The sequence below is a fragment of the Mastigocoleus sp. MO_188.B34 genome (assembly GCF_030065675.1).
Classification (GTDB): domain Bacteria; phylum Cyanobacteriota; class Cyanobacteriia; order Cyanobacteriales; family Nostocaceae; genus Mastigocoleus.
This window is the reverse complement of the sequence record NZ_JASJDK010000135.1, coordinates 1-18,463: the sequence shown is the minus strand read 5'-3', so window position 1 is coordinate 18,463 and position 18,463 is coordinate 1. Positions and strand designations below refer to the sequence as shown.

The 18,463-nt window shown below is 39.0% G+C and carries 13 protein-coding genes; 9 read left to right on the top strand and 4 right to left on the bottom strand.

The annotated features are described in order from the left end of the window. The coding region (locus QNJ50_RS23990; RefSeq protein ID WP_300640605.1) for a response regulator transcription factor at positions 1–285 on the top strand (285 nt) is incomplete at its 5' end. 228 nt (positions 286–513) lie between these two features. Here QNJ50_RS23990 and groL read toward each other — a convergent pair. Then, positions 514–2,199, bottom strand: a complete 1,686-nt coding sequence (groL, locus tag QNJ50_RS23985; protein ID WP_300640603.1) for a chaperonin GroEL — start codon at positions 2,197–2,199, stop codon at positions 514–516. Positions 2,200–2,511: 312 nt separating this feature from the next. Here groL and QNJ50_RS23980 point away from each other — a divergent pair, with 312 nt between their 5' ends. Further along, positions 2,512–3,591, top strand: a complete 1,080-nt coding sequence (locus QNJ50_RS23980) for an MraY family glycosyltransferase (protein ID WP_027846783.1) — start codon at positions 2,512–2,514, stop codon at positions 3,589–3,591. A gap of 147 nt (positions 3,592–3,738) precedes the next feature. Here QNJ50_RS23980 and fabG read toward each other — a convergent pair whose 3' ends face one another. After that, positions 3,739–4,521 (bottom strand): 3-oxoacyl-[acyl-carrier-protein] reductase, encoded by a 783-nt coding sequence (gene fabG / locus QNJ50_RS23975; RefSeq protein WP_300640599.1) that lies wholly within the window; start codon positions 4,519–4,521, stop codon positions 3,739–3,741. Between the two features lie 253 nt (positions 4,522–4,774). On the opposite strand from fabG, the gene trxA reads away from it, so the two are divergent. Then, positions 4,775–5,092 (top strand): thioredoxin, encoded by a 318-nt coding sequence (gene trxA, locus QNJ50_RS23970; protein WP_300640597.1) that lies wholly within the window; start codon positions 4,775–4,777, stop codon positions 5,090–5,092. A 328-nt stretch (positions 5,093–5,420) separates the two neighbouring features. On the opposite strand, the gene QNJ50_RS23965 is transcribed toward trxA, so the two are convergent. After that, a complete protein-coding gene (locus tag QNJ50_RS23965) occupies positions 5,421–6,632 on the bottom strand; it encodes an RNA-guided endonuclease TnpB family protein (RefSeq protein WP_300640607.1) in 1,212 nt (403 codons plus the stop codon). Positions 6,633–7,050: 418 nt separating this feature from the next. Here QNJ50_RS23965 and QNJ50_RS23960 point away from each other — a divergent pair, with 418 nt between their 5' ends. The 4 genes from QNJ50_RS23960 (at position 7,051) to QNJ50_RS23945 (ending at position 13,465) form a co-directional block, all read left to right on the top strand. Next, positions 7,051–7,590, top strand: a complete 540-nt coding sequence (locus QNJ50_RS23960) for a CBS domain-containing protein (RefSeq protein ID WP_300640595.1) — start codon at positions 7,051–7,053, stop codon at positions 7,588–7,590. A gap of 80 nt (positions 7,591–7,670) precedes the next feature. After that, the gene (locus QNJ50_RS23955; RefSeq protein WP_300640593.1) at positions 7,671–8,798 is read left to right on the top strand and encodes a saccharopine dehydrogenase NADP-binding domain-containing protein; all 1,128 of its coding nucleotides are present in this window, start codon (positions 7,671–7,673) and stop codon (positions 8,796–8,798) included. Between the two features lie 175 nt (positions 8,799–8,973). Continuing rightward, positions 8,974–9,501 (top strand): DUF4330 domain-containing protein, encoded by a 528-nt coding sequence (locus QNJ50_RS23950; RefSeq protein ID WP_300640591.1) that lies wholly within the window; start codon positions 8,974–8,976, stop codon positions 9,499–9,501. A 616-nt stretch (positions 9,502–10,117) separates the two neighbouring features. Continuing rightward, entirely contained in the window at positions 10,118–13,465 is a 3,348-nt protein-coding gene (locus QNJ50_RS23945) for a PAS domain S-box protein (protein ID WP_300640589.1), read from the top strand. Between the two features lie 68 nt (positions 13,466–13,533). On the opposite strand, the gene lon is transcribed toward QNJ50_RS23945, so the two are convergent. After that, positions 13,534–16,011 (bottom strand): endopeptidase La, encoded by a 2,478-nt coding sequence (gene lon, locus QNJ50_RS23940; RefSeq protein ID WP_300640587.1) that lies wholly within the window; start codon positions 16,009–16,011, stop codon positions 13,534–13,536. A gap of 327 nt (positions 16,012–16,338) precedes the next feature. On the opposite strand from lon, the gene QNJ50_RS23935 reads away from it, so the two are divergent. Beyond that, complete coding sequence (locus QNJ50_RS23935) at positions 16,339–16,995, top strand: phosphoribosyltransferase (protein ID WP_300640585.1); 657 nt, start codon at positions 16,339–16,341, stop codon at positions 16,993–16,995. 97 nt (positions 16,996–17,092) lie between these two features. Next, positions 17,093–17,809, top strand: a complete 717-nt coding sequence (locus tag QNJ50_RS23930) for a hypothetical protein (RefSeq protein WP_300640583.1) — start codon at positions 17,093–17,095, stop codon at positions 17,807–17,809. Positions 17,810–18,463 lie beyond the last annotated feature (654 nt).

Below are 18,463 nucleotides of genomic sequence, written 5' to 3'. Positions count from 1 at the left end.
TCTCAAGGACATTCTCAACTTGGTCCAACCATCGCACCTAAAGTTTTTGCTCAGCTACGTCCACCTGTAGTAAGTAAGCAAAATTCCTATGAAAATCTTTTTAGCGAACGAGAGTTGGATGTTTTGCGCTTAATTAGCCAGGGTAAGAATAATCGTGAAATAGCTAAAGCGCTGTATTTGACTGAGGGTACCGTGAAAAATTATGTGACGCAGATTTTAGGAAGACTTGAACTCCGCGATCGCACTCAAGCAGCTCTATGGGCTAAAGAGAATTTGAATATCTAAATAAAAATAATCATTCAATATTAAAAATATTTTTTATACTTACCAATTACCAATTACCAATTCTCAATTACCAATTCTCAATTACCAATTCTCAATTACCAATTCTCAAATAAATAATGTAGAGGCATAGCTATTTGCCTTTGCCCCTACATTATCATCTTATTTTGGCAGCAAGCTTGATATCACTGCACGAGTAGTACTCAAAATATGGCTAGATATAGCTGTAACCTACATCATTCCCATACCGGGCATACCCATACCCATACCACCCATGCCACCCATGCCACCCATGCCGCCCATGCCACCCATATCGGGAGCGCCAGCAGCAGGTTTCTTCTCAGGTTTTTCAACTACAATTGCTTCGGTGGTCAAAACCATTCCAGCAATAGAAGAAGCATTTTGTAGAGAAGAACGGACAACTTTTGCAGGATCGATAATACCTGCAGCAATTAAATCTTCAAACTCACCGGTAGCAGCATTGTAACCAATGTTGAACTCAGTGTCTCTAACCTTAGAAACGATTACTGAACCTTCTACACCTGCGTTATCAGAAATTTGGCGTAGGGGAGCTTCCAAACAACGAGAAACAATATCTGCACCAATTTTCTCATCTTCAGAAAGTGTAGCTTTGATTTCTTCTACTTTCTGGGAGAGATGGATCAAAGTTGTTCCACCACCAGGGACAATACCTTCGTCTACTGCAGCTTTGGTCGCATTTAGAGCATCTTCGATGCGGAGTTTGCGATCTTTGAGTTCGGTTTCGGTAGCTGCACCAACTTTAATGACTGCAACTCCACCTGCTAATTTTGCAATGCGCTCTTGCAATTTTTCGCTATCGTACTCGGAATCAGTTTGTTCCAATTGCTTGCGGATTTGATCGATTCGCTTTTGTACGTCTTTTTTGGTGACATCGCTAGCAGCAACGATGGTGGTATTTTCCTTATCGATTTCGATTTTACGGGCAGTTCCCAACATCTCTAAAGATGCAGTATCCAAACTCAAACCGATTTCTTCGGAAATCATTTGTCCGCCAGTTAAAACCGCGATGTCTTGTAACATTGCTTTGCGACGTTCGCCAAAACCTGGTGCTTTAATTGCACAACCAGATAAAACACCCCTTGCTTTGTTAACAACTAAAGTTGCTAAAGCTTCTCCTTCAACATCTTCAGCAATTATCAACAAGGGTTGACCGCTACGAGCAACTTTTTCCAGTACCGGAACTAAATCTTGGATGTTGCTGATTTTTTTGTCGGTAATTAAAATACGGGCATTTTCAAACTCTACTGTCATCCGCTCGTTATTGGTGATGAAGTAGGGAGAAATGTAACCCCGGTCAATTTGCATCCCTTCAACTACTTCTAATTCAGTTGAGAGAGATTTTGATTCTTCAACGGTAATGACACCATCTTTGGTGACCTTTTCCATCGCTTCAGCAATCATGCTACCGACTTCTTCATCGTTTCCAGCTGATACAGTAGCAACTTGAGCAATCGCACTACCTTCTACTGGCTTGGCAATCTTGGCAATTTCTTCTACCAAAATTTCAACAGTTTTATCAATTCCCCGTTTTAAACTGATGGGGTTGCTACCAGCAGCTACATTCTTCAAGCCCTCTTTAATCATGGCTTGAGCCAAAACTGTAGCGGTGGTTGTACCATCTCCAGCTACATCCTTAGTTTTGGATGCCACTTCCTGGATTAATCTTGCACCAGTATTTTCCAAAGGATCTTGAAGTTCAATTTCTTTGGCAACAGTGATACCATCATTAACAATTTGGGGGGAACCAAATTTCTTTTCGAGAAGAACATTACGACCTTTAGGTCCTAGAGTGATTTTAACAGCATCAGCAAGAGCGTTAATTCCGCTCTCTAATGACCGCCGAGATTGTTCGTCAAAAGAAACTATTTTTGCCATTCTTTCATCAAAGAGTGCTTTCTGTCTAACAATTTAGCACTCAGAGGCGAAGAGTGCTAACTATAATTTTGACTTTTTTTCCTGTGAGCCCATAAATAACGGATGAATTAAACAAGAAAAGGAGATTATATCTTTAATATTCTTTTTCTTTTTGTACTTTAGGTTTGTACTTTAGGATTTATCCTAATTTTCAGATTCACTTGTCAGAAATATAAATTTAGATCGAGGTAGAAAATACAATATTTACGGAACAAACAGATTAATATATCAGTTAATATTCATAGAAATTGACAAATATAGTTGATTTGGGGGATGAAATTATACGACTCCCTGCAGGCAATCGGAATTGCCGATCCCTACGGTTCCGGCTGGTTGGCAGTAGTTTTCACTTTTTTCTTGGCTTGGTTGGTAACATGGCGTCTAATGCCAATAGTACGTAAATTTGCTTTGCAGGTCGGTTGGGCTGACCAACCAAATGCAAGACGATTAAATCGAGAACCTTTACCCAATGCTGGCGGTTTGGCTATTTATGCTGGAGCGATTGCTGCTATTGTTTTGGCAACTCTTTTACGTCCGATCGAACTACACAGTGTTTTGGCACAAGTGTTAACGATTTTGTTAGGCGGTTCCATCCTAGTTCTGGTTGGATTCATTGACGACCAATTCAGTTTGCCAGCATCATTTCGCTTATTGATCCAAATTTTAACCGCTTTGTTACTGTTTGCTAATGGGATTAGTTTTCAGTTAACCTTTGGTACTCCTATAGATCCATTTCTCTCAATGCTGCTAACAGTATTTTGGGTAGTGGGAATCACCAATGCTATCAATTTAATGGATGGTATGGATGGTTTAGTGGGAGGAGTCAGTTTTATTACTTCGATTAGTTTATTAGCTGTTTCAGCACAATTTCCCAACCGCGCCGCAGCGACTTTAATACTTGCTGCTTTATCTGGCGCTGCGCTGGGATTTTTACGACATAATTTTCATCCTTCCCGAATTATTATGGGTGATGCTGGTGCCTACTTTTTTGGTTATGTGCTAGCAGCCACAAGTATTTTGGGAGAATTACAAACCACGACAGTTGTTACCTTAGTACCGCCAGTTTTATTTTTGTTGTTGCCGGTACTGGATACATCTCAAGTATTTATCCGCCGATTAATGGCAGGAAAAAACCCATTAACAACACCAGGAAAAGATCATTTACATCATCGCCTATTAGCTTGGGGATTATCCCAACGTCGTGCTGCTTTTGCACTGTGGTTTGTAACTTGGATTTTTAATTTACTGGCTATGAGAATAAGAGGTATGAGTATCAGTGTAATACTTGCAACTACAGCTAGTATTCTTATGTTATTAGGATTTGCAATTTGGCAAAGAATGCATAAAGTTTGACAAACATCAGTTAACAGTTTATGGCTAACGCCACGCCCTTGCGGGCTACAGGGAACAATTAACAGCAAATACAACATAAATCAAAAAAATTGATAACTGTTAGCGTAGTGTGCGCGACAGCACATTAACTGATAACTGAAAACTGTTTTAAGCCATCACCATTCCACCATCCACATTAAAAACTTGTCCGGTAATGTAAGCAGCGGCGGGGTCGGAAGCTAAAAAGCGTACCATCCCCGCCACTTCTTCTGGTTTTCCAAATCGACCGAGAGGAATATATTTGAGAATTTCGTCATTTTTGAGGTCATTAGTCATATCAGTAGTGATAAAACCTGGTGCGACCGCATTAACTGTAATCCCACGAACAGCAAATTCTTTGGCGAGGGTTTTAGTTAAACCAATCACACCTGCTTTCGCGGCGCTGTAGTTAGCCTGTCCCGGATTGCCCATTTGTCCAGCAACGGAAGCTATATTAATAATTCGCCCAGAACGCTGCTTCAGCATAATTTTACTAGCCGCACGGGTGCAGAGAAAAACACCGGTTAGGTTGAGGTCAATTACTGCTTGCCAATCTTCTGGTTTCATTCGTAACAGTAGTGTATCGCGAGTAATACCTGCATTATTTACCAAGATATCAACGCGCTTAAATTTTTCCATTACAGCCTTTATTAGTGCATCCACTTGTTCGGCTTTGGAAACATCTGCTTGAAGAGCGATCGCACTTCCACCTGCTTTAGTAATTGCTTCGACTAATTCTTCAGCAGTTCCACTAGAAGATGCATAATTTACCGCAACTGTAGCTCCCATTTTTGCTAATTCTAGGGCGATCGCCCGTCCAATTCCCCGTGATGCACCGGTGACAACAGCCACTTGGGAACGTAGGGTTTGTAAATTTTCTGGTAATACTTCCGATAATTCAAGCACCGCCATTGATTTATTCCTATTAATTTTCAATCATTGCGTTTCAATCGCTATCATCATAAAGCGATTATTGGTTAAAAATTAAGATTATTTTAGAGATTAGCGACTAGGGATTGAGGATTAGGGATTAGGGACTGGGGATAGCAACTAGAGATTAGTAATCCCAATCCCCAGTCACCAGTTGCTAATCCCCAACCCCCAATTCCCAATTCTTGATAAACACACTACTATTAAGCAGTAGCATTGAAGCGGTAAGAACATTATGTCTGTGAAAAAGAAATTTAACAGCTTTGAGGAAATGCTGTCTGGTTCTGATTTACCAGTACTGGTGGATTTTTATGCGGCTTGGTGTGGACCATGTCAGATGATGGTGCCGATTTTGGAACAAGTAAATGCCCAACTCCAAGGAAAAATGAAGATAGTGAAAATTGATACTGACAAGTATCCCCAATTAGCAAGTCAGTATCAAATTGAAGCTTTACCTACTTTAGTTTTATTTAAGAAAGGTGAAGCTGTAGAAAGAATTGAAGGTTTGCTTCAAGCACCACAATTGATACAGCACCTTGAAAGACTACTTTAGCTAGAAACGAATAAATTTTAAGCAGAATCTAATCATTACTAGCTCTTCAATTGTTTATTATTTGTTTTAATTTAAGCTTCCCCGATACTTGTATACGGGGATACTTTTATGTGTTATTTTAACTTATCTTTCCACTGGTATTTGTGGGACAATAAAATTTGAAATACATAATATCTGACTGTCATTCAAAGCAAAAAAATTATAAATTCTAGTGGCAAAATACAGCTTTCTTGCTTTGCTGCTAGCCATCTAATATCAAAAATGAACTATCCCTCGTGCACCTAAAACTAAGGGAGTGTGAACTACCACACACCTATCTGAGTACAGATTAGGTGTGGGCTTCCAACTTCACGGAGGAATGCCGCAGTTTGGACTTACGCCCGCGCTTTGGTCTTACTCCCTCTTCATTGGCGTTAGCCTCCCCCGTCCCAGAGGAGGACAGCATCCTGACACCTTCTGCTCTAATATTCTTTGCCGCATTACCATCTCTATCATGATGAGTGCCGCAACTAGGACAAATCCAAGTCCTTACATCAAGCGGTAACTCTTTGATTTGGTAATGACAATTAGAACAGGTTTTAGAACTGGGGAACCATCGGTTTATTTCTAATAGAACCTTGCCTTCCTTCTCACACTTGTAGTCAAGGAAGTTCACAAAGGTTCCCCACCCTGTATCAGATATTGCTTTTGCTAGTTTGTGGTTACGAACCATGCCCTTGACGTTTAGGTTTTCGACAACTACGACCTGATTGTTATCAACTATTTTTCTGGATAGCTTGTGTAGAAAGTCTTGGCGGACATTGCTAACCCGTTCGTATACCCTAGCTACAGTTCTCATAGCTTTCTTGCGCTTGTTACTACCTTTCTTTTTCCTGGCAGCAATACGCTGTTTCTTCGCTAGTTTCTTTTCATATTTAGCTAAATGCTTTGGATTGGGATATTTAGAAGTTTTTTCACCATCATTGGTAATTGCAAAATCTTTGATTCCCAAATCAATCCCAATCACTTTTCCGTCTGTACTGGGTGCTGGATTATCATCATCGTACTCCAGTAAAACAGAGGCATAATACTTGCCAGACGGGCATTTACTGATAGTTACAGTTTTGATTTTCCCGTCCAACTCTCGGTGAATTTTGGCTTTAACAACACCCACCTTGCCAGGGAATTTCAAATCATTACCAATTTGTTTTACATTCGCCGGATACTGGATAGATTGACGATGGTGTCTTGATTTGAACCTAGGATACTTTGCTCTACCCTCAAAAAAGTTTTGATAAGCACGGCTAAGATTGAGACTTACAGACTGCAATACCTGTGAATAGCACTCACTCAACCAAATAGTTTCTTTTTCTTTTTTGAGTTTTGGCAGCATAGAATTTAGTCCAGACTGAGACAACCCTTTACCAGTCTCCTTGTAAGTCTCTATGCATTTATTCAATCCATAATTCCACCACCAACGGGCGCAACCAAAATGTTGTGCAAGTATTTGAACTTGTTGTTCTGTGGGGTATAACCTTACTTTGACGGCTTGACGTCTCATCTGCGCTGAGCTTGATGGTGCTGCGCGGATCATCTAAACTTTTCCTAAATTATGACTTCGTCACGCTACGCTATCGACCTCTTACTACTATATACTATTCCCAGTAAGAAAGTCAGGAGAAATTATAAAAATATTTGCTACCTCCTTTCTTCAGCTAATTCAAAACAAGCTATGGTCAGGAGGTGCAAACATTTTTACCGCCTTATATCCCGCCACTAATTTGAGTACAAATATAGTGGGGGACTTACGGCGAACCAGTTAAAAATAGAATTTTTCTATCATTTTTTCTGATAAATCTTTCAAAGATAGCCAATTATGTCGGTGCACAAAATGACATACAATATTTATGGGATTTCCACATATAAATAAGAATTACCAATATAAACCATCACTTTGATCTACAGGGGAGTAAATAGCCATGATGAAAGCAGAAGAAATCATGACCAAAGAGGTGGTGACTATTACTGGTTCGGCAACAGTTGCTGAAGCTGTGAATTTAATGAAAGACAAAGGGCTACGCGCCTTAATTGTTGAGCGTCGTCACGATAATGACCCCTATGGAATGGTAACAGAAAGCGATATTATTTATAAAGTCGCTGCATATGGTGCAGATCCCAAGAAAATCCGGATCTACGAAATTATGACTAAACCCTGCATTACCGTAAACCCTGAGTTGGGAGTAGAGTATGTCGCTCGTTTATTTGCTAATACCGGAATTCGCCGTGCTCCTGTAATAAAAGATACTTTGCTTGGAATTGTTTCTATTACAGATATTCTCAAAAAAAGTGACTTTGTTGAGCAGCCCCGAAGAATTTATCTCGAAGATGCAATTGAAGCAGCAAGAGATGATGCAAGAGCTATTTGTGAAGCTAAGGGACCAACCTCAAGGGAATGTGCTGCAGCTTGGGATGTTGTAGAAGAGTTGCAAGCAGAAGCAGCAAGTAGGAGAGCAAAATAAAGTATTATCTGAGTTAGGTACTAAATGACAAAAGGCACCCCCAACTGATGAAATAAAAAAGGGGTGTCTATTTTGAAGTGATGACTAAAAAAGTTTTAATCTTAGGAGGAAATGGGCGCATCGGTGGTAGCGTCGCTCAAGATATTGCAACTAATACAGATTCAGAAGTAATTGTTACCGGGCGTAGTACTGCAGGTAAAGTTAGAGATGTTCAATCCAGCCATCAACTAAATCATAAATTAAATCCTCAATTACGCTTCCTCTGTTTGGATTTAGCAAATATTGACAAATTAGCATCGGAAATCGCTAAATCTAATTTAGTAGTTCACTGCGCTGGTCCTTTTCATCACAGAGATACTAAGGTTTTGGAGCTATGTATCAAGCAAGGTGTGAATTATCTAGATGTTAGCGACCACCGTTCTTACACTATAAGAGCCTTAGAACACCACAAAGATGCAGTTAATGCAGATGTGACTGCAATTGTAAACACCGGGATATTTCCAGGTATATCTAATAGTATGGTGCGACAGTGCGTCGAGCAGTTCGATGAACCAGAGAAAATTCATTTGAGTTATGTAGTTTCTGGTTCTGGTGGTGCTGGTGTTACGGTAATGCGCACAACATTTTTAGGTTTGCAAAATTCCTTTGAAGCGTGGATAGAGGGTGATTGGAAAACCATCAAACCATATACTGAACGCGAAACCATTGATTTCCCTTCACCCTATGGACCTAGCGGCGTATATTGGTATGATATGCCGGAGACCTACACTCTTCCGAAGTCTTTTCCCGGTGTAAGTAGTGTCATTACTAAGTTTGGTTCTGTTCCTGACTTTTATAACCACTTGACTTGGATCGCTGCACATGTTTTCCCTCGCTCGTGGCTGAGAAATTCGAGGGGAATCGAGTTTTTATCCCATGTTAGTCATTTGATGACAGATGTCACTGATCGCTTTAGTGGAATTGGAGTTGCAGTTTGTGCAGAAGTAATTGGAACCAAAAATGGTAATTCCCTCGTCTGTCGGGCAAATTTAATCCATGAAAATACAGCGATCGCAGCAGGTTGTGGTACCGGTACCATAGCTCAATTATTGTTAGAAGGTAAATTGAGAAAACCGGGAGTTTTTCCGGTGGAAGAAGCGCTTCCAACGAATCTGTTTGTGGAAAGTATGAAAAGTAGAGGGATTAATATTAATCGAGACTGGATTTAATTAATTGATTGTCTCAACCTAATTACCTGGTGGTATATTTAAATATTTAATAATGATCTTCAAATAAACCAACTTTATTTTGATAAAGTTATGAACTGTTAGATTTATTGGGTAAATAGTTCAATACAAACCCAATTGACAAACATGTTTGTCGTATAAGTAGGAACTTGTATAGATGAGGAGTTTTGGTTTGTTTCAGCAGTTTATAGACATATTGAAGCGATTTAGCTGGAGTATCTTACTCGCAATAGTATTAATATTAACATCAGTTTTCTTTACACCAGGTGTATTTAATTTTCCAACTTATGCTACTGCTTCAACTCAGCCTGTAGAGTTAGATTTATTGGTGAAGTATTTGAGTATTAGCCGACCTCAAGATTTAGTGAATCAAGAATTGAAGAATGGAGTAAATACTGATATTACAATCAAAAACCAACCAGCTGGTCAAATGCAGATCAAATCTGTTCAACTAATACCAATTACTACTGCTGTAACTCAACCAGATGGTTCGGTCAAAGAATTAGAGGATCCTACGGCTCGTTTTCTAACAAACATGTTGGTAACTTTATCAAGTAGCGCTGAAGTGAAAGATGATGGTTCATTTGTTGGTGATAGTAAATTAAAAATAGGTATGCCTGCGACAATGGAAGGTTTTAATTACTATTTCCGAGGCAATATCATTGATGTCAGATTGGACAAATAATTGTGAGTAATAAGTAATGAGTAATGTTAGCGGTTAGCAATAGCGTACCGGTTTGGACGCGTCTAACGACGAATGCACGCGTCTGACGACGTAAGCGCAGCCAGAGGCTTTGCCGTCGCCGTAGGCTCTGCCGCAAGGCTTAACCGCAGGTAGCGCAGTTATACGTTTTCTATACCGTGATAGGACACAATTATAGATAATTGGTAATTGTTTTGAAAAAGGTTAATTTAACTATCAATTGATAGTACTCATGGGCGATAATAATTTTGGAATATATCTATTTATATTGTAATAAAAATTCATAAAAGGTATCGAAAATTGAAAAATCGCTACAATATTTATATCGCCTATTTTTAAAGATGATATATAGCGAGTTGGCAATAAGTAAGGTAAAAGAATAGTAATAAAGCCTAATATCAAAAATATTAGATTTCTTCTCATCCAAATTCTTTTTGTCTCCTGACTTTTACAATTCCGCTATAAGTTATTGTTTTTAAATTTTTCAACTGTTATTCCCTTATTTTTAATTTGTGGAGTGGGTTGTATTTTACGGTAACTCGAATAGGTGTGGTATGTGTAATAATTTTACCTTGGGTTTTCCTGAGGCACATTAGCCATGGAACCTAACAACAAGCTGATTGATTTTTGTGATTTAAATAGGGTTATTGATATTTCCCCATTGACCGTTACACCGGACACTTTTGTTGTCGATGTGATTCCTTTGATGATGGATGAAGGACAACATCGTATTAACAAATGTGGGGTACGGGGAAAATTATCGCAACCAAATAAAATCGATCGCAACCCAAAAGATTATGTGTTGGTAGTAGAAGGGTTTTCTTTAGTAGGAATATTTACACATGTAGATATTGTCAGGCTTGCTGGTTCTGGAATAAATTTCTCCGGTGTGAGAATCTCTGAGGTAATGACTCAGCAAGTCATAAGTTTAAAGATATCTCCAAATCATGATATCTTCACTGCGCATTCGCTTATGCATCGGCATGGAATTCACCATTTACCCATTTTAGATTGGGAAGATAAATTAGTTGGTATTATTACTCAAAATGATTTACAGCAAGTATTCGCTTTGGAAGAGAAAACTGGTCTTATTCCAAGATTACAAGAACAAATAAAGTTACAAGAAAATCAGTTAAAAGAAGTACGAGAAGAGCTATATCAAACTCGCTCCGAGTTGAAAAAGCAAGTTAATAGGTTTAAAAAAGCAAAAATTTGTTGTAAACAGGAAATTAAAGTCCGCTCTCAAATAGAAGCTCAAATTAACTTTCAGGCAAATGTTCTCGCCCATGTAAGTGATGCAGTAATCGCTATTGATAACGAACATCACGTCGTTTATTTAAACAGACGAGCAGAGCAACTATACGATATTGAAGCAGATGAATTTATTGGTCGGCATTTAGAAGAAATTTATAAGTATCAATGGGTCGATGATGAAGATAAATACTTAGCCCAAGATGCTTTATTAACACAAGGGTGGTGGCAAGGAGAAAATATTCATATTAAAAATAATGGTCAAGAAATTCATGTAGAGTTATCAATTAGTTTTCTTCAAGATAATAGTGGAAATAAAATTGGTTTACTTGCGGTTATTCGGGATATTACTAAACGCAAACAGGTAGAAAAAAAGCTCCGGCGTACTGAGGCTTTGCTACAGGAAGCACAACGAGTTGCAAAGATGGGAAGTTGGTCGTGGGACTTAAATACCGGTGAGAAATGGTGGTCAGAAGAATTTTATCGATTTACTAATTTAAATCAAGATAGCCCAATACCCGATATAGAAGTAGCAAATCAATTTGTTCATTCTGCTGATCGAACAAGGGTTAATAAAATTACTAAAGCAGCCTTGGAACAAGGTATTCCCTATGAAACAGAGTTCCGCTTCTTACATCCCGATAGTACTGTTGGTTATGCGTTTTCTTGTGGACGAGTAGATAAAGACGCCCAAGGAAGAGTTGTACGTTTTTACGGCATATCTCAGGATATCAGTGAATATAAGCAAGTAGAAGAAGCATTGCGAGAAAGTAAAGAGCGTTACCGCGATCTAGCTCAAAAATTACATTCTTTGACTGTCAATGCACCTATTTATATTTATGAACTAGATCGCAATGGTAGAATTATCTTTGCAAATCGTACTAATGAGTGCGTATCTCAAGAAAAGTTACTAGGCAGCTTAGTGACACAATGGTTCCCCCCAGATCAACGTTCCAGCATTGATTTCGTTTTAGAACAGGTTTTTACCACCCAACAAGTTCAAGAAATAGAGTATGCAATTCCCGACCGACAAGGTGATACTCGCTTCTATAAAACCCAAATTGCACCAAATCAAGTTCGAGGGAAAGCCACAACTGCTGTATTGATTGCCAGTGATATTACCGAGCGCAAGCTTGCAGAAGAAAAAATTACCGAACAAGCTGCATTACTTGACGTGACTACAGATGCGATTTTGCTCCGAAGTTTATCGGGTGAGATAATATACTATAACCAAGCTGCTGAAAGTATGTATGGATGGACATCAAAGGAAGCAATTGGTCAAGTTGCAGATGAACTTTTATACAAAGAAATTTCACCAGAATTAACCGAAGCACTAAAAATAGTTAAGGATAAACATTCTTGGCAAGGTGAACTACATAAAATTACTAAAGAAGGTAGGGAAATAATCGTTGCTAGCCGTTGGACTTTGGTAAAAGATAAGTTAGGAAATCCCAAATCTATCCTTACAGTTGACACTGATATTACTGAGAAAAAGCAACTAGAGAAACAGTTTCTCCGGGCTCAGCGCCTAGAAAGTCTTGGGACTTTGGCAAGTGGTATTGCTCACGATTTAAATAATATTTTGACACCGATTTTGGCTATTTCACAATTATTACCTCTTAAGGTGACTAATTTGGATCGAAGTTCCCAGGAAATGTTGAAAATGCTAGAAAGTAGTGCCAAACGGGGTGCGAACTTGGTCAAGCAAATTTTGTCCTTCGCCCGTGGTCATGAAGCTAGGCGCACAGTTGTACAAGTAAAACATTTGCTAAGGGATATCGAGCAATTTGTCAAAGGAACATTTCCCAAATTCATTGAAATAGAGAGGAATTTACCACGAAATCTATGGACAGTTGCAGCAGACCCTACCCAATTGCATCAGGTATTTATGAATTTAGTGGTTAATGCCCGGGATGCCATGCCTGATGGTGGTACTTTAAGTATTCTGGCTGAGAATATTTTTGTTGATGAAAGTTATGCCAGGATGAATATTGATGCTAAAGTTGGGCCTTATGTTGTGGTAACAATTGCCGATACTGGAGTTGGTATTCCCCAGGAAAACATAGACAGAATTTTTGATCCATTTTTCACTACAAAAGAGGTCGGTAAAGGTACCGGTTTGGGTTTATCTACGGTATTGGGTATTATTAAAAACCATGACGGGTTTGTGAAGATATCCAGCGAATTGGGAAAAGGTAGTCAATTTCAAGTATATTTACCCAGTCAAGAGGGGCTTGTCCCAGAGAAAAAACAGGAACTACAAGGATTGGTGGGAAAGGGAGAAGTAATTTTAGTAATTGATGACGAAACAAAAATTTGTGAAATTATCAAAACCACTCTGGAAAACTATAACTTACAAGTACTCACGGCAAAAGATGGAATAGAAGGGATTTCTGTTTACGCTAACCACAAAGATAAGATTAGTATTGTGTTAATGGATATGATGATGCCTATCATGGACGGTGCAACTACTATCCGTACTTTGCAAAGAATAAATCCACAAGTAAAGATTATTGCTACGAGTGGGTTAGTCTCTACAGAGGTTTTAGCAAAAGCTGCAGGGACTGGAGTTCAAGGATTTTTAGCGAAACCTTTCACAGCATGTGAATTAGTAAAAGCCATCGCAGAAGTTTTGCCTGAATGCGAGCAATCTTTAGCAAAAAATTTCCAAGATGAGAGAGAAGTTTTGAGTTAGAAAGTACGTTGGTTAACAAATTATGAAATCGGCATCTGCTCCAGAAGCAATACTGATAAGATTATCTATCAACTCTTAATTGGTTGCAGCAAAGCATTTTCAAGAACTTGGTCAATGCGATCACAAAAGATAAATTCTAGATCTGTGCTAACATCTTCTGGAACATCTACCAGGTCTTTAGCATTTTGTTGAGGTAGTATTATCCTCTTAATACCAGCACGACGAGCAGCTAGAACTTTTTCGCGAACTCCACCAATGGGAAGGACTTCACCACTCAGGTTGATTTCCCCGGTCATTGCTGTATCCGTTCGCACAGCACAATTCATTAACAAAGAGGCAATTGCAGTGACTATTGTTACACCGGCAGATGGTCCATCTTTAGGAACTGCGCCGGCTGGGACGTGAATATGTAGACCATTAGTTTGAAAAACCGTGGTATCAATACCCAACAAAGCTGCATTTGACCAAACATAGGAGTAAGCAATACGAGCGGATTCTTCCATGACTTCACCCAGGTATCCGGTGAGCACAAGGTCTTTCCCTTGGGATAATTTCACTGCCTCTACAAACAAAACTTCCCCACCAGCTAAAGTCCAAGCTAAACCGCAAGCGACACCCGATTGAGGTGATTTTCGCATCTGTTCTCCTAAAAAGACTTTTGGTCCCAGTAAGTCTTCTAACTGTTCTGGATCGATAACTACAGAATTAGTATCACCTGATGCATGACGTACTGCAACTTTACGACAAAGGGTACCTAAATTTTGTTCTAATCTTCGAACTCCTGCTTCGCGGGTATAATTTTCAATTACTAGCCTGAGGGTTTGTGAAGGTATTTGCACTGCATCTTTAGGAAGTCCAGCTTTTTCAATCTGGCGTGGTAGCAAGTATTTTTCGGCAATGGCTAATTTTTCTTCTTCAGAATAACCCGACAGTTCAATAATTTCTAATCTATCGAGTAGTGGTGCTGCAACTTTAGATAAATCATTTGCAGTACCAATAAAAAACACTTGGGATAAGTCAAAGTCTAAATCTAAATAGAGGTCGCGGAAGCAGTAATTTTGTTGCGGATCAAGAACTTCTAGTAATACCGAAGCCGGATCGCCGCGATAGTCCATGCCTACTTTATCCAATTCATCTAGCATAATTACTGGATTTTTTACCCCAGATCTATGTAAAGCTTGGACAATACGACCTGGCATTGCACCAACATAAGTACGCCGATGACCCCGTAGTTCAGCTTCATCACGCAGCCCACCTAAACTAATACGCTCAAATGGGCGACCTAAAGCCCGAGCAACGGAGCGCCCCAGACTAGTTTTACCCACTCCTGGTGGTCCGACGAAACATAAAACCGTACCAAAAGCAATACTCCTGGGAAAATCGGAGTTAGTAACTTTCACCTCTTGGTCATCTTTTTTTATCGGTACATTCTGTTTGAGTTTAAATGTTGCTAAGTGTTCAATAATTCGGTCTTTTACTTTATTTAAACCGTGGTGGTCGGCATCCAACACTTCTCTAGCATTTTTTAATTCTAAATTATCTTGGACTGTTTGGTTCCAAGGCATTTCCAATAACCAGTCAAGATATGTCCGAATCACACCTCCTTCTGCTGAAGCATTACCAATTCTTTCTAAACGTGATAATTCTCGTTTTGCTTGCTTATCTACACAACTAGGTAACTGAGCTGTGGCTATACGGGTTCGTAATTCTTCAATTTCTTGAGTTTCCGATCTACCTTCCCCTAACTCTTGTTGAATTTTCTTCAATTGTTCGCGTAGAAAGAATTTTCGTTGCTGTAGATCGATTTCTTTTTTGGTTTCACCTAGAATTTGACCTTGTAGGCGTTGAACTTCTACTTCTTGACTCAAATCTGCAAGTACCTTCCTCAGTAGTTGCTCGAGATTTTCTTCTTCCAGTAATCCTTGAATTTTATCGAGATCGTGGGGTAGAAGCATGCTAGTTTGATAAGCCAACAGAGCTGGATTATTATTGTCTTGTAAGAAAGCTAAAACTTCTTGGGGAAAAGTAGAATCAGAATTAGCTATTTCTCTCCATTGGGATTTGATTGCTCCGATTAATGCTTCTATCTTTGCTGCTGATTTTCCTTCCACCTCAGAGGTATCCTCTTGGTGCAGTTGTGGTAGGTGGTGATAATTAGTTTCGCAAATGCGATTGCTTATCCGTATTTTATCGATATAAACTCTCTCTATCCCCCTAAGGATAACTTGAACACCTCCTGCCATTGGTAACCGTATTACCCGTTGGATCTCTGCTAAGGTTGCAACAGGATAAATTTCCTCCAAGCTTTCAATTTCAGCTTTTTGGTCTTTTTCTAATCTTTGCCGCGATTCTGGTCGAACTCCAGCAATTATTAATTGTTTGTGTGATGTTAATGCTGTTGCTTCTACTACTCCTACAGAGTGCGATCGTACAACCATTACGGGTAATGTAATCCCTGGTAGCAAGACGACATTAACCAAGGGAAGAAGTAAACTGCTTTCCAAGGTTTTAGGTTTCCCGGAGAATGGGTTGGTCAAATAATTCATATAACCCCCTGTATCAAAATTGCCAGAAGTTTTGTGCTTGATGCCTTTTAATCGATGATTTTGAATTAGTGTTTTGTAGGTTCGTAATTAAATAATATTTTGAAACTATCTAATTTAAAGTTAAGCTAAAAATCTAAGGAATTTGTGAGCTATTTTTTGAAGAGAGAATAATACGGTAAGTCCTCACAAGTTCCTCATGTTTTTTATATAAATATAAGATGAGTTCGATGGTTTGAAGTGCTGAAGGGAAAAATCAGGGCTGTTGTCTCATGCAATTGCATTTTGTGGAGAAACCTCAGTGCTCCTCATGTTAAGGGGGTGATATTAATGACGATTAAATTCCGCGACCGTACAAAAGCAGGGAAGCTACTTGCTCAAAAACTTAAAGCCTATGCAAATCGCCCAGATACAATTGTGCTGGCTGTACCTCGTGGTGGAGTTCCAGTAGGATTTGAGGTCGCAAAATCATTAAACATCCCGCTTGATATCTGCATTATCAGAAAACTTGGCGTACCACATCATAAGGAATTAGCGATGGGTGCGATCGCACCTAATGGCATTCGAGTACTTAATTATAGTGTTTTAAATGAATGGGAAATTGGTAGTAAGATAGTTGACAAAATTGCTAGTAAAGAACTGCGAGAATTAAGAAGGCGCGCTCGTTCCTATAGAGGTCATTGTCCGTCACTGAATGTACGTAACTGCACAGTAATCCTTGTAGATGATGGCATTGCTACGGGTTCAACAATACGGGCTGCGATCGCTATATTACAAGAACAAAAACCCAAGCAAATAATAGTAGCGATTCCTGTTGCACCAGCAACAGTCTGTAAGCAATTAAGGACAGAAGTCGATGAAGTAATATGTTTGGCGACTCCCGAACCATTTTATGCTGTCGGCTTGTATTATGATGATTTCTCCCAAACAAGTGACGAGCAAGTACATGAATTGCTAGAGAAATCTTCAGTAATGCTTACCGTGTAGATATGAAGAATTGTGGTGCAAGAGGTAAATTTAACGACTTAAAAAGTAATTACTTTAATACTAACCACGCATTAAAAACTTGTGAGAGGGTGTCTAAATGACTCGGAATTTTGTACAGGATGTTGAGGAAAAACTAGTTTCAGTGAAGCTGGGTTCAATTAGTTTGCAGGCTGAAATCGTTTTACCTGAAGATTCCCAGGGAATAGTTATCTTTGCCCATGGTAGCGGTAGTAGTTGCTACAACACTCGCAATCGTTATCTTGCTCATGTTTTACGTCAGAGTGGAGGAATTGCGACTATATTAGTTGACTTGTTGACAAAAGAGGAGGAAGCGATCGACCTGAGAAGTGCTCATTTCCGTAATAGTATTAACTTCTTAGCAACAAGGTTGATCTGTATTACGGACTGGTTAATTGATAATTCCATCACTAATAATTTGAAAATTGGTTACTTTGGTGATTGTGTCGCTGGAGGTGCTGCATTACTTGCAGCAGCACAACGTCCAACAGTTGTTGAAGCATTAGTGTCTCGTAGTGGAGAAACTTGTCTGACACCTAAGGTTTTATCCTATGTGCAAGCTCCAACACTATTGATTGTTGGTGGATGTGATCTATCAGCAATTACCATGAATGAAGATGCGATGACAAAAATTCAGACACCCAAGAAACAATTAGAGATAATTCCAGGAGCAACTTATCAATTCCAAGAACCAGGTGCATTGGATGAAGTTGCTCGTTTAGCAAGTTGTTGGTTCAAGTATTATTTGACATCCCTTCATAAACAAGATTTACATCTTCATGCGATGTCTCTATAACCAGATTCAAATAAAATTTGAGTATGCTCAGAACTGTGATTCAGTACTAGTCATCAGAGAAATTATAGATTCTAACTCTCCTGCTTCTATACCTATCAGGAATTTCTCTCCTCCAAACTCTTCTTCTATATCTGCTGGGTATCCGCCTTCTCCAAGTTCTTACAACTCGACATCTGATTCGTCTACCTCTTCGGAAGCATATAGATTTCCAACAGCGTTGACGCAACCATCTTCTTGTTCGGCGAACTGTAAAACACTCGATCTCATTAAAGCGATATCGACCAAATCTTCGATATCTACGGGGTCTTTGAACGATTAAAACTTCGTCTGCGTTATCTTTTAGTAAGCTTACTTCTAGAGCAAATACAGGTAAAGCTATCGTACTTAATGTTAGAAATGCTGCTATTGCAGTTATATTTTGTAGTATTTTTTTCATAAGTCGGATCTCCTTTTCATGAATCCGGACTCTTACTTATATTATCCTTCAATTAACAGTGAATTTACTGAAAAAAATCAAAACTTTCATAAAAATTTAGTTACTTCACAAGCCGTTGATTATTTCCCCTAAACATAAAAATAAGTCTCCAAAAATAGCGTCAGTTATCGTTGTTGTTTAATTGTGGGATGATTTTTCTCGACTTCTCAATAAAATCT